Source organism: Alistipes sp. HGB5 (genome assembly GCF_000183485.2).
Classification (GTDB): domain Bacteria; phylum Bacteroidota; class Bacteroidia; order Bacteroidales; family Rikenellaceae; genus Alistipes; species Alistipes finegoldii.
In genome coordinates this window covers 1-12,201 of sequence record NZ_AENZ01000040.1, presented here as the reverse complement: position 1 = coordinate 12,201, position 12,201 = coordinate 1, and the positions used below count along the sequence as shown (strand labels likewise).

Below are 12,201 nucleotides of genomic sequence, written 5' to 3'. Positions count from 1 at the left end.
ATTTCTTGTTCGGGCTGTGCGGGGCAGGCCTAGAAATAAGCGCCTTTCCATACGATTTCCCCGGTTGCGGCCGTTTGTTTACTAACCGAAAGAAGAAACCAAATTCAGAACGAACTATTCTTAATTTGGAAAAAGTATGGCTATTAATCAGAAACAGGTATTATCGCTTCAGCAGAAGCTCTCTCCGCAGCAGATTCAGATGATCAAGCTCTTGGAGCTGCCCACCGTGCAGCTCGAACAACGTATCAAACAGGAGATTGAGGACAACATCGTGCTGGAGGAGGAGGAACATGCGTCCGAAGAGGAGGAGCAGCCACAGCAGATCTCCGTGGACGAGTATCTGCGCGAAGACGATACGCCTTCCTATAAAAGCCGCATAAACAACTATTCGAAAGACGACAAACAGCGTCCGGTTTTCCTGACCGAAGGCCGTTCGCTGCCCGAATATCTGCTCGAACAGCTCGGTTTCCGCAACCTTTCGGAGCGTGACATGCGTCTGGCCGCCTATCTGGTCGGGAGCATCGACGAGGACGGTTACCTGCGCCGCGATCTGGAATCCGTTGCCGACGACATCGCCTTCACGCTCGGAATCGAGACTTCGGCCGAGGAGCTGGAGCGCCTGCTCGGAGTCCTGCACGAACTGGAACCGGCCGGTATCGGCGCCCGCAACCTGCGGGAGTGCCTGCTGCTGCAGATGGCGCAGATTCCGATCAACAGCCGCCCCCGGCGGTTGGCCCGCAAGATTCTGACCAACTATTTCGAAGAGTTCGTCAAGAAGCATTACGAGAAACTGATGTCGCGCCTGCAGGTGTCGGAGGAGGATTTCCGCGAAGCGATCGCCGAGATCAGGCGGCTCTCGCCCAAGCCCGGCAACCTCTATGCCGAGGGCGGCACCGACACGACGCCCTATATCATTCCCGATTTTATCCTCGATTATCAGGACGGGCGGTTCCAGCTCTCGCTCAATTCGTACAACGTTCCCGAAGTCCGCGTGAACCGCCGCTATATGGACATGATCCGCGAGATGGTCGGCTCCGACGGCACGGTCCGCGAGAAGGACAAGGAGGCGATTCAGTTCGTGAAGAACAAGATCGACTCGGCCAAATGGTTCATTTCGGCCATCAAGCAGCGGCACGACACGCTGATGCGCACGATGCAGACCATTCTCGACTACCAGCAGGAGTACTTCAAGGACGGCGACAAATCGAAACTGCGGCCGATGATCCTCAAGGACATCGCCGACCGCACGGGACTCGACGTTTCGACGATCTCGCGCGTGGTGAACAGCAAGTACGTGCAGACCCAGTTCGGCATCATCCTGCTCAAGTCGCTCTTCTCGGAGGCGATGCAGACCGAGAGCGGCGAGGAGGTGTCGAGTTATGAAATCAAGAACATATTGCAGGAGTGTATCGACGAGGAGGACAAGCGCCATCCGCTGACGGATGAGACGCTGATGGACATTCTCAACTCGAAAGGCTACCGGATTGCCCGCCGCACGGTGGCCAAGTACCGCGAAATGCTCGGAATCCCCGTCGCCCGGCTCCGCAAACAGATATAGATGAAGAACAGAAAACCGGCCGCCGGCCGTTTGCGCCCCGTGCGGGGCGTTGCGGCCGGATACGGAACCGATTTGCGCTGATCCGCCGGGCCGCCCCGGAAGGCGGCGGCAGGTCTGAGGCAGTTGCGGCCGGTGTGATAATTTGAAGAATGTACAGAAAACTCTCGAACGGCATATCGTGGGCTTTGCACCCGTTTCTGCTGCCTCTCTACATGATCGGCGTACTGCTGACGCTTACCGTCTTCGCGCATTATCCGTCGGGCGTGAAGATCTACCTGCTGTGGGTGGTGGCGCTTTATGCCATTATCATCCCCCTGCTGGCGCTGGGGGTGCTGCGGTCGCTGGGCCGGATTTCGGATTACAGGATCGACGACCGCCGCGAGCGGCTTCTGCCGCTGCTGGTGGGCGCCGTGTGCTATGTGCTGTGCGCCATTACGATCGCCAAAATTCCCTCCGCCATCTTCCTGCGTAAGTTCATGATCGCCGCCGCCTGCTGCGAGGTGATGTGTCTGGCGGTGTCGCTCTATTGGAAGATTAGCCTGCACCTGACGGCGATGGGGGCTGTCGTGGCGTTGCTGGTGGTGATGAATATCGCGGGCGTGGGCGACATGATGGTTCCGCTGATGATCGCCATACTCTGCGCCGGGGCGCTGGCTTCGGCCCGTCTCTATCTGGGGTGTCACAACGGGCAGCAGGTGCTGGCCGGATTCTGCGGCGGGTTCGCCGTCGCGGCGCTGGCCGTGCTGTTTCTGTAGTCGGTGCGGATCTGAAATAGGAAAGCCCGGAGCATTGCTCCGGGCTTTTTCGTATGCGGACTGCGGATCAGACGCATCCCTGCGCCAGCATGGCGTTGGCGACCTTCATGAAGCCGCCGATGTTGGCGCCGTTGACGTAGTTGATGTAGCCGTCGGCCTGAGTTCCGTACTGCACGCAGACGGAGTGGATGTTCTGCATGATCGAGCGGAGCTTGGCGTCCACCTCTTCGGGCGACCACGTGATGCGCATCGAGTTCTGCGTCATTTCGAGACCCGACGTCGCCACGCCGCCTGCATTGGCGGCTTTGCCCGGCGCGTAGAGCAGCTTGTGCTGCTGGAAGATGCGGATGGCGTCGGGCGTCGAGGGCATGTTGGCGCCTTCGGCGACGCAGATGCAGCCGTTGTCGACGAGCGCCTGCGCTTCGTCGCCGTTCAGCTCGTTCTGCGTGGCGCACGGCATGGCGATGTCGCACTTGACGCCCCACGGACGCTGGCCGGGGTAGTAGGTCGCCGAAGGATAGCGGTCGGCGTACTCCTTGATACGGCCGCGGAAGATATTTTTCAATTCCATTACGTACTCCAGTTTCGCGGCGTCGATGCCTTCGGGATCGTGGATGTAACCCGACGAGTCGGAGAGCGTCACGACTTTGGCGCCGAGCTGCGTGGCTTTCTGGCAGGCGTACTGCGCCACGTTGCCCGAACCCGAAATGCAGACGGTCTTGCCTTCGAAGCTCTCTTTGCGCGTGGCGAGCATCTCCTGCGCGAAGTAGCAGGTGCCGTAGCCCGTGGCTTCGGGGCGCAGCGGGCTGCCGCCCCAGTCGCGGCCCTTGCCGGTGAGCGTGCCCGTGAATTCGTCGCGCAGACGTTTGTACTGGCCGAACATGAAGCCGATTTCACGGCCGCCGACGCCGATGTCGCCCGCCGGAACGTCGGTGTCCTGTCCGATGTGACGCTGCAATTCGGTCATGAACGACTGGCAGAACTTCATCACCTCGTTGTCCGAACGGCCTTTGGGGTTGAAGTCCGAACCGCCTTTGCCGCCGCCCATGGGCAGGGTCGTCAGGCTGTTCTTGAAGGTCTGTTCGAAGGCGAGGAACTTGAGGATCGAGAGATTGACCGAAGGATGGAAGCGGATGCCGCCCTTGTAAGGGCCGATGGCGCTGTTCATCTGTACGCGATAGCCGCGGTTGATTTCGATTTCGCCTTTGTCGTTGAGCCACGGCACGCGGAAAATGATGACGCGTTCGGGTTCGGCGATGCGCTCCAGAACTTTCATTTTCTGCAATACGGGGCTTGCCACGATGTGGGGTGCCAGCGATTCGGCCACCTCGCGGACAGCCTGATGGAATTCCGGCTCGTTGGGGTTGCGGAGGGTGAGTTGCGCCATGAAATCTTCGACGTACTGATGGGCTTGAGCGTTCATAGTCAATCTGTGTTTTGAGGGTTATTATTCGAGTACCGCCGTAAAAATAATGTATCTTCGGGAGTTTTGCAAGTTCTTTAAGAATTTGCTAAAATATTTTACTTATGCGATTTTCAGTTTCAGACCCTGTTGTGCTTACTGTCTGCGGGAAGGGACGGACCGGGGATGAAGATCCGTAATAAAAAATGACAGATCCGTTGTGAATCTGTCATTTGAAAAAAAATGTAATTTTTTTCGCCTACTTCGCATTTTCTCCCGCTTGACGGCTGAATTCGAAGCCGATGTAGACGTTTTTGTAGTTTTCGAGCAGCGCGACGATGGTCTCCATCGACGATATTTTGCTGCCCATCGCCTTGACCATGTCGATGAGTTTGGTGACGGGGAAGACCAGCAGCAGATCAGAGCCGTCGATGTAGGCGTGCCCCGGAACCGAACCCAGATCGAGTTTGTCCTTGGCGAAGCTGAGCGTGGCGACGTGCGTCGAAGCGTCGAATTCGTAGGTTCCCGAAAGTTCGTATTTGCCCATCAGGGTGGTGAATTTGCCGTCTTTGGCGAATGTGACCGTACCGGCACCGGGTTTGATGCCGGCCATCTGGTAGCCCTTGTCGAGCTGCTGTTTGATGTTGTCCTGAAGTACCGTGCCGCCGAGCTGGCTCAGCAGGTCGTTGCCCTCGAATTTCACGCCCGGAGCGGTGTAGTTCCATGTGCCGGTGAGCGCATATTGCGTCAGCTTGCCGTCGGTGGCCTTGTCTGCGGCGGTCGTGGCGGCTTTTTTCAAGGCTTCCTTCCAGTCCTGCGCCGTGGCGGAGCTTCCGGCGAGCAGGAGCGTCGCAATCGCCAGTAAGAGATTTCTTTTCATGATCATTTCAGGTATTTCAGGGTTTCGAGTTCTTTGAGCCACACGGCCGCCGAGGCGTCCGAAGGCATGCGCCAGTCGCCGCGCGGCGAGAGCGCCGCGGAGCCGACCTTCGGGCCGTCGGGCATGGCCGAACGCTTGAACTGCTGCGAGAAGAAGCGGCGGAAGAAGACCGTAAGCCATTTGAGGATCGTCGCGCGGTCGTAACTGCCGTGGAAGGCCTGCTCGGCGAGGAACAGGATTTTAGCCGGGCCGTAGCCTGCGCGGATGAAGTTGTAGAGGAAGAAGTCGTGGAGTTCGTAGGGACCCACGAGGTCCTCGGTTTTCTGGGCGATTTTTCCCTCCTTGTCGGCCGGGAGCAGTTCGGGGCTGACCGGGGTGTCGATGACGTCGAGCAGCGTCGCGCGCGCGGCCATGTCGGATTCCGTGTCCGCGACCCATTTCACGAGGTGGCGCACCAGCGTTTTGGGCACCGAGGCGTTCACGCCGTACATCGACATCTGGTCGCCGTTGTAGGTGGCCCAGCCCAGCGCCAGCTCGCTCAGGTCGCCCGTGCCGACCACCAGACCGCCCTCCATGTTGGCGACGTCCATCAGTATCTGCGTGCGCTCGCGGGCCTGACTGTTTTCATAGGCCGCCGAGCGGTCTTCGGGATCGAGTCCGATGTCGCTGAAGTGCTGCGTGCAGGCGTCGCGGATCGGAATTTCGCGGATCGTGACGCCCAGCCCGCGCATCAGTTCCAGCGCGTTGTTGTAGGTGCGGTCCGTGGTGCCGAAGCCGGGCATGGTGATGCCGATGATTCCGGCGCGGTCGAGTCCCAGCTTGTCGAACGTGCGGACCGTGACGAGCAGGGCCAGCGTCGAATCCAGTCCGCCCGAAATGCCGATTACGGCCTTTTCGCAGCGGGTGTGCACCAGCCTTTTGGCCAGCCCGTGCGACTGTATCTGGAAAATCTCCTCGCAGCGTTCGCTGCGGTGCGCTTCGTCCTGCGGCACGAACGGCATCGGGTCGATGTCGCGGTCGAGCGCCGCGGCCCGGAGTCCTTCGGGGACCTCCATTTCGATTACGGTGTTCTCCGCCGCCCCTTCGTGCATGCGGAACGAGGTGTTGCGGCGGCGTTCGAATTCCAGCCGCTGAATGTCGATATCGGCCACGACGAGCTGCTCTTCGAGCCGGAAGCGTCCCGATTCGCGGAGTATCCGGCCGTTTTCGGCGACGATGCCGTTGCCGGCGAACACCAGATCGGTGGACGATTCGCCGAAGCCTGCCGAGCAGTAGACGTATCCCGCGAGGGTGCGGGCCGACTGCTGGGCCACGAGCTGACGCAGGTAGGCGTGCTTGCCCACCGATTCGGGCGACGCCGAGAGGTTGAAGATCACCTTGGCGCCGTTGAGCGCGAGGTGCGACGAAGGCGGAATGGCGGTCCAGAGGTCCTCGCAGATTTCGACGCCGAATTCCGTGCCGTTGATCCCGAACGTGAGGTCCGCGCCGAAGTCGGCGCTCTGTTCCGCGACGGAGATCGTCTCTTCCGAGATGCCGGCGCCGGATGCGAACCAGCGGTTTTCGTAGAACTCCGTATAGTCGGGGATGTAGGTCTTGGGTACGACGCCCAGCACACGGCCCTGCGTGAAAACGACGGCGCAGTTGTAGAGCGTCGAGCCGTGGCGCAGGGGGGCGCCGGCGATGATGACCAGCGGCAGTTTGCGCGTGGCTTTTACCAGCCGCGCAAGGGCTTCGTCGGCCGCGTCGAGCAGCGCCGGCAGCAGCAGCAGGTCGGCGCAGGTGTAGGCCGTGACGGCCAGTTCGGGAAACGCGACGATCTCGACGCCCCGCTGCGCGGCCTCTTCGGCCATCGCGGCGATCCGCTCGGTGTTGAAGTCGCAGTCGCCGACCCGTACGTGCGGCACCGCTGCCGCCACTTTCAGAAAACCGAAATTATCCATAGGTCTGTATGTTGTTTTGCCGTCTTCTTCGCTCCGGATCCCCGCTTTGCGGCGGGGACGGAGATGCGGCGGATTCGTCACGGCGGCGGTCCGGACTGCCGCCGTCGCGGTCATATGTTTATTCGGCCCACAACTGCGCGAGGTTCAGGATCACCTGCTGGGCCTTGCGCATCGTGGTGAGCGAGCAGTATTCGAATTTGCCGTGGAAGTTCATGCCGCCCGTGAAGAGATTGGGGCAGGGGAGTCCCATGAACGAGAGCCGTGCGCCGTCCGTGCCGCCGCGAATCGGGCGGACGAGCGGTTTCACGCCGGCCCGCTCCATCGCTTCGAGCGCCTTGTCGATCACCTGCGGATGCGGTTCGACCATTTTGCGCATGTTGAAGTACTGGTCCTTGACGGTGAGGGTCAGCACTTCGTCGCCGTATTTCTTTTTCAGCAGATCGACGCAGGCCCACATGAAGACCTTCTTCTGTTCGAATTTGTCGGCGTCGTGGTCGCGGATGATGTAGCTGACGGAAGCCTTCTCGACCGTGCCGTTCAGTCCCACGCAGTGGTAGAATCCCTCGTACCCTTCGGTATGTTCGGGGCGCTGGCAGGCCGGAAGGAAACGCTGCAGGTCGCAGGCTACCTCGATGGCGTTGATCATCTTGTCCTTGGCGTATCCGGGGTGGACGTTGCGGCCTTGGATGTCGATTTTGGCGCTCGCGGCGTTGAAGTTCTCGTACTCCAGTTCGCCCTCCATGCCGCCGTCGACGGTGTAGGCGAAGTCGGCGCCGAAAGCCTTGACGTCGAAGAAATCCACGCCCCGGCCCACCTCCTCGTCGGGCGTGAAGCCGATGCGGATTTTGCCGTGTTTGATTTCGGGATGCGCGAGCAGGTACTCCGCGGCGGTCATGATCTCTGCCACGCCCGCCTTGTCGTCGGCGCCGAGCAGCGTCGTGCCGTCGGTGTGGATCAGCGTGTGGCCTTTGAAGAACTCCAGTTCGGGGAAGTCCGCGACCCGCATCGTGAGCTGGCCGTTCAGCGCGATGTCGCCGCCGTCGTACTCCTCGATGATGCGGGGCTTGACATCCTTGCCGCTCATGTCGGGCGACGTGTCCACATGGGCGATGAAGCCGATCACGGGAGCGTTCTCGCAGCCCGGCGTCGCGGGGACGGTGCCCATCACGTAGCCGTATCGGTCCATCGTGACTTCGGTCATGCCGAGCGCCTGCATTTCGTCGCGCAGGGCGGCCAGCAGGACTTTCTGTTTCTCGGTCGAAGGGAACGTGCCGCTCTCCTCGGACGACTGCGTGTCGTAGGAGACGTATTTCAGGAATCTTTCTTTGAGGTCCATGGTGTTGTGTTGTTTATGGCGTTACTATTGTGGCTGTCGAGCCGTTGACGATTGCTATGGAGTGCGAGCCGTCGGGGTTTACCACCACCGACCTGCTGCCGCACGGAGGCATGACGACCGCATGGCCTCCTTCGGGCGTGACGACGACGGAGGGATAGGAGGGGCCGGTAAGGGATATGTGCGTTCCCGCCCTGTTCTTCCGCTGCGGAGCGTCGGCCGTCGCCGGGGTTTTCGTGCCGCTTTGCTGCGCGACGGTCAGCGGGGCGCAGCCTTGCAGCAGCGTCGCGGCGACGAGGAGTATGACGGCGGTTTTCATGCGGTGCGGTTTCCTATTCTTCTTTTTTAGCCCGGAGCGTGTGCCAGCCGAAGTAGCCGATCAGTGCGAGGTACATGATCAGTCCGGTCCACTCTGCGGCGTTCGACGAGGCCCATCCGCTCAGGAACCAGTCCACCTCGGCGAATTTCAGCAGGGCGCTCACCACGCCCATCAGCGCGCCGCCGGCGATGAAGCCCGACGCGATCAGCGTGCCGCGGTCGAAGCGCGCCTTGTTGAGAGCTTCGTCCTTCGAGCGGTTCGAAACGAACCACGCTACCAGACCGCCGACTACCAGCGGAGCGTTCAGCTCCATCGGGATGAACATGCCCAGTGCGAAAGCGAGTGCCGGAACGCCGATCGAGGTCAGCACCAGCGCCAGCGCCGCGCCGCAGAAGTAGAGCATCCACGGGGTTTGGCCGCCGGTCATCAGGGGCTGGATCACGGCCGCCATGGCGTTGGCCTGCGGAGCCACGAGGGCGCCCTCGCCCACGAATCCGTACGATTTGTTGAGGATGATCATCACCCCGGCCACGGTTGCCGCAGCAACGAACGTGCCGAGGAATTTCCATGCCTCCTGCTTGCGGGGCGTGGTGCCGAGCCAGTAGCCGATCTTGAGGTCGGTGATGAAGCCGCCGGCCATCGAGAGCGCCGTGCAGACCACGCCGCCGATGATCAGCGCCGCCGTCATGCCCGTCGTGCCGCTCAGTCCGACGCTTACGAGCACCAGCGACGAGAGGATGAGCGTCATCAGCGTCATGCCCGACACGGGGTTCGTGCCGACGATGGCGATGGCGTTGGCCGCCACGGTCGTGAAGAGGAACGAGATGACGAAGACGATCAGAATGGCCGTCACGGACTGTACCCAGCCGTCGAGCAGTCCGAAGTGGAAGAAGACGAAGATCGAGACGAGCGTGGCGATCAGGATCGTGAGGATGCGCTTCATCGTCAGGTCGCGCTGCGTGCGTTCGGTAGCGGCGGCTTGGGTTTTGTTGCCCCCCCCCAACTCCGAAACGGCCAGCCCTACGGCCTGACGGATGATCTTCGACTGTTTGACGATGCCGATAATGCCCGCCATGGCGATACCGCCGATGCCCAGCGGCTTGCCGATGAAGGCGAAGAGGTTCTCGGCCGTGAAAAGACGCTGCGGATCGGCCATGATGTCGGCGCGCGTTACGCCCAGCAGCGAAGCCATGGCAGCCGGGTCGATGCTGTCGGCCAGCGAACCCACCAGCGGCACGACGAGGAACCAGACCAGACACGAACCTGCGGTGATGATCATGGCGTATTTCAGACCGATGATGTAGCCCAGACCCAGCACGGCGGCCGAGGTGTTGAGCGAAAAGACGACCTTGAACTTGTCGGCGGCGACCTGTCCCCATGCGCAGATGCGCGTCGAGACCGCTTCGGTCCACATGCCGAACGTGCCGACGGCGAAATCGTAAAGACCGCCTATGAGTCCCGCCACGGCCAGCAGCTTGGCCTGATTGCCGCCCTTCTCGCCGGAGATGAGCACTTCGGTCGTAGCCGTCGCTTCGGGGAAGGGGTATTTGCCGTGCATCTCCTTGACGAAGTATTTGCGGAACGGGATCAGCAGGACGATACCCAGCAGGCCGCCGAAGAGCGACGAGAGGAATACCTGATAGAATGCCGCGTCGAGTCCGAGGATGTAGAGCGCCGGGAGGGTGAAGATGGCGCCCGCGACGATTACGCCCGAACAGGCGCCGATCGACTGGATGATGACGTTCTGTCCCAGCATGTTCTTTTTACCCAGTACGTTGCCCATGCCGACGGCGATGATGGCGATCGGGATCGCCGCTTCGAATACCTGTCCGACCTTCAGGCCGAGAAATGCCGCCGCGGCCGAGAAGACGACGGCCATGACGATGCCCATCGTGACCGAATAGGGCGTCACCTCGCGGGGCGACGACGAGGCGGGCATGATGGGCGTGTACTCTTCGCCCGGTTTGAGTTCCCGGTAAGCGTTTTCGGGCAGCGATGTAAGTTGTTTTTCCTGTTCCATTTATTGAGGTTCTTTGATGTATTTGTCCAGATCCTTGAGAATGTAGTAGCGGTTGAGCGATGCGGGCGCCTTCTTCTCGTCGAGGTAGCTGTAGAGGGCGCCGATTGCGGCTGCCAGACGCAGCCGTTCGCCGCGCTCTTCGGATGCCGCGGCGAAGTCGAACAGCAGTTCGGCGAATTTTTCGAGGTCCGCGTCGCTGAATCCGTATTCGTCGACGAGGGTGGCGATGAAATCCGCTCCGGCCAGCAGCGTGTCGATGTCCAGATTCAACTGCTCGGCCAGCTCCGTTTTGGCGGTTTCCCGGATGAGTTCGGGTGCGCCCGACTTTTTGAGGAGACCGATTTTGTCCAGAAGGGCTGCGATCAGCTCTCCGATGCGGTTGATTTCACGTAAGATATAGTCTTCCATAGTTAGCGGTTGTCGCCGCTGCCCGAAATGATGTGACGCTGCATGCGCGAGCGGAGCTTATCGACGTTCATCTGCGCCACGTCGTCCAGTTCGTAGCCCAGATCGCGCGAGAGCGTGGCGCAGTACCACAATACGTCGCCGATCTCCTTGACGATTTCGAGCCGTTTCTCGTCGGAGAACTCCTCGTGTCCGTCGCGGATGACTTTCTTGACTTTGTCGGCCACCTCGCCCGCTTCGCCCGTCAGTCCGAGCGTGGGGTAGATGATGCGACGGTTTTCGGGGTAGATCGCCGTTTCGAGCGCGTGCTGCTGATATTCGTTGAGTGTCATGAATGCTGAGAATTTGAACGTTTGGGAATAACTGTCGGACAAAAATAACAAAATAATTTAGAAATACGCACCAAAAAGCCCTTGTTCCTCACGAACAAGGGCCGAAGAATCGCGCCGCTTCCCCGGCGGCGGGGTGTTTTGCCGCCTTCGGCCCGATTCGCACGAATCCGGATTCCGGACGGCGGGACGAATCGGGGAGTGCTGCGGTTATGCGCGGGGCGGTTCCGAACGCGGTCTTTCCGCTGTTGGAAATCAACGGGAACAGTCTGGCCGGATTAACGGCGGCCGCCGGCGATTATCATTTCGCGGAGCGTGGCGTTGAACGGCTCCTGCCGGAGCAGCTCCTCCAGCGTGAGGTGCATGCGGTAGCGCCAGTAATAGCGGGGCGCGGCCGGGATGTTGATGCGCTCCCTGTCCGCATGCGGACTGCGCAGGGCCGCGTCGGTCGCGAGCCAGTCCTGCAGCGGAAGTATGGCGAGCATGGCCGGGGAGCGTAGGTGCATGTCGACGATGCGGCGGCAGATCCACGGTTCGCAGGTGCGGGGAGCGTCGCCCTCCATGCCCAGCACTTCGCGGTAGAAACGTTCCGAGAGTTCGCGGTTCTCCTCCCACCATGCCCGCAGCGGGTTCATGTCGTGCGTCGAAGTGGTGCAGACCGAGAAATAGGGGTAGTGCGCCGGGTCGGCGAAGAGTTCCCCCGGCGTCTTGGGCATGCGCTGGATTTCGAGCGAAAGGATTTGCAGTGCGCGCATCGTTTCGGGAACGCTGTCGGGAATCATGCCCAGGTCTTCGCCGCAGGTCAGCATCTCGGTCGCCGAGAGGAGCACCGGGAGCTTGCGCAGGGCGGATTCCTGCCAGAAACGGTTGTGCCGGTGGTAGAAGAAGTCGGTATAGAGCCGGTCGAAAGCTGCACGGCGCTCTCCGTCGAGCCGGCGGTAGGCGTGCGTCGAGTGGGGGGCGATGCGGGGGTGGAAATAGCCCTTGCGGCGCGGGTCTTCGATGAAGAGCACGTCGTCGAGCAGCGTCATCAGCCCTTCGCGCAGGCGGCTTCGGCGCGGATCGTCGCCGGGAAAGCGCTCGGCGACCTTGCGTTGCGTCGCATAGGCGGGCAGCAGCCGGCCCTCCTTCATGCAGGTCGTGCGCACTTCGTCGGCCAGCTCGCCGAACAGTTCGCCGAGCATCCGGTCGTCGGGCGCGGGAACGGTGAAGCGTCCCCCGGCCGTATCGAAGCCCATGCCGCGCAGTTCGTCGGCGGAG

General features: G+C 61.1%; 11 protein-coding genes. 2 read left to right on the top strand and 9 right to left on the bottom strand.

Features of this window, described 5'->3' with window-relative positions:
* Positions 1-136 precede the first annotated feature (136 nt).
* Positions 137-1,558, top strand: a complete 1,422-nt coding sequence (rpoN, locus tag HMPREF9720_RS05975; RefSeq protein WP_009597405.1) for an RNA polymerase factor sigma-54 — start codon at positions 137-139, stop codon at positions 1,556-1,558.
* A 149-nt stretch (positions 1,559-1,707) separates the two neighbouring features.
* Positions 1,708-2,313 (top strand): hypothetical protein, encoded by a 606-nt coding sequence (locus HMPREF9720_RS05970; RefSeq protein WP_009597364.1) that lies wholly within the window; start codon positions 1,708-1,710, stop codon positions 2,311-2,313.
* Between the two features lie 67 nt (positions 2,314-2,380).
* Here the strand turns inward: HMPREF9720_RS05970 and gdhA are convergent, their stop codons facing one another.
* The 9 genes from gdhA to HMPREF9720_RS05930 form a co-directional block, all read right to left on the bottom strand.
* Complete coding sequence (gdhA, locus tag HMPREF9720_RS05965; RefSeq protein WP_009597394.1) at positions 2,381-3,736, bottom strand: NADP-specific glutamate dehydrogenase; 1,356 nt, start codon at positions 3,734-3,736, stop codon at positions 2,381-2,383.
* A 238-nt stretch (positions 3,737-3,974) separates the two neighbouring features.
* Positions 3,975-4,601, bottom strand: a complete 627-nt coding sequence (locus HMPREF9720_RS05960; protein WP_009597420.1) for a DUF4923 family protein — start codon at positions 4,599-4,601, stop codon at positions 3,975-3,977.
* Positions 4,598-6,535 (bottom strand): NAD(+) synthase, encoded by a 1,938-nt coding sequence (locus HMPREF9720_RS05955; RefSeq protein ID WP_175282395.1) that lies wholly within the window; start codon positions 6,533-6,535, stop codon positions 4,598-4,600. Before HMPREF9720_RS05955 ends, HMPREF9720_RS05960 begins: the two co-directional genes overlap by 4 nt.
* Positions 6,536-6,653: 118 nt before the next feature.
* Positions 6,654-7,871, bottom strand: a complete 1,218-nt coding sequence (pepT, locus tag HMPREF9720_RS05950) for a peptidase T (protein ID WP_009597383.1) — start codon at positions 7,869-7,871, stop codon at positions 6,654-6,656.
* A gap of 13 nt (positions 7,872-7,884) precedes the next feature.
* A complete protein-coding gene (locus HMPREF9720_RS15050) occupies positions 7,885-8,187 on the bottom strand; it encodes a hypothetical protein (RefSeq protein WP_009597339.1) in 303 nt (100 codons plus the stop codon).
* 13 nt (positions 8,188-8,200) lie between these two features.
* Positions 8,201-10,207 carry an OPT family oligopeptide transporter gene (locus HMPREF9720_RS05945; RefSeq protein ID WP_009597343.1) on the bottom strand — a complete coding sequence of 669 codons (2,007 nt, stop codon included), beginning with the start codon at positions 10,205-10,207 and terminating at the stop codon, positions 8,201-8,203.
* Positions 10,208-10,615, bottom strand: coding sequence for a hypothetical protein (locus HMPREF9720_RS05940; protein ID WP_009597340.1), 408 nt, complete (start codon positions 10,613-10,615; stop codon positions 10,208-10,210). It abuts the gene before it with no gap.
* A gap of 2 nt (positions 10,616-10,617) precedes the next feature.
* A complete protein-coding gene (locus HMPREF9720_RS05935; protein ID WP_009597369.1) occupies positions 10,618-10,944 on the bottom strand; it encodes a nucleoside triphosphate pyrophosphohydrolase family protein in 327 nt (108 codons plus the stop codon).
* A 275-nt stretch (positions 10,945-11,219) separates the two neighbouring features.
* Positions 11,220-12,201, bottom strand: a 982-nt coding sequence (locus HMPREF9720_RS05930) for a 4-alpha-glucanotransferase (RefSeq protein ID WP_009597356.1), incomplete at its 5' end; no start/stop codon positions are given.

Coding starts and splice junctions, on each gene's coding strand:
- rpoN (WP_009597405.1), top strand. CDS start 137: ATGGCTATTAATCAGAAACAGGTATTATCGCTTCAGCAGAAGCTCTCT.
- HMPREF9720_RS05970 (WP_009597364.1), top strand. CDS start 1,708: ATGTACAGAAAACTCTCGAACGGCATATCGTGGGCTTTGCACCCGTTT.
- gdhA (WP_009597394.1), bottom strand. CDS start 3,736: ATGAACGCTCAAGCCCATCAGTACGTCGAAGATTTCATGGCGCAACTC.
- HMPREF9720_RS05960 (WP_009597420.1), bottom strand. CDS start 4,601: ATGATCATGAAAAGAAATCTCTTACTGGCGATTGCGACGCTCCTGCTC.
- HMPREF9720_RS05955 (WP_175282395.1), bottom strand. CDS start 6,535: ATGGATAATTTCGGTTTTCTGAAAGTGGCGGCAGCGGTGCCGCACGTA.
- pepT (WP_009597383.1), bottom strand. CDS start 7,871: ATGGACCTCAAAGAAAGATTCCTGAAATACGTCTCCTACGACACGCAG.
- HMPREF9720_RS15050 (WP_009597339.1), bottom strand. CDS start 8,187: ATGAAAACCGCCGTCATACTCCTCGTCGCCGCGACGCTGCTGCAAGGC.
- HMPREF9720_RS05945 (WP_009597343.1), bottom strand. CDS start 10,207: ATGGAACAGGAAAAACAACTTACATCGCTGCCCGAAAACGCTTACCGG.
- HMPREF9720_RS05940 (WP_009597340.1), bottom strand. CDS start 10,615: ATGGAAGACTATATCTTACGTGAAATCAACCGCATCGGAGAGCTGATC.
- HMPREF9720_RS05935 (WP_009597369.1), bottom strand. CDS start 10,944: ATGACACTCAACGAATATCAGCAGCACGCGCTCGAAACGGCGATCTAC.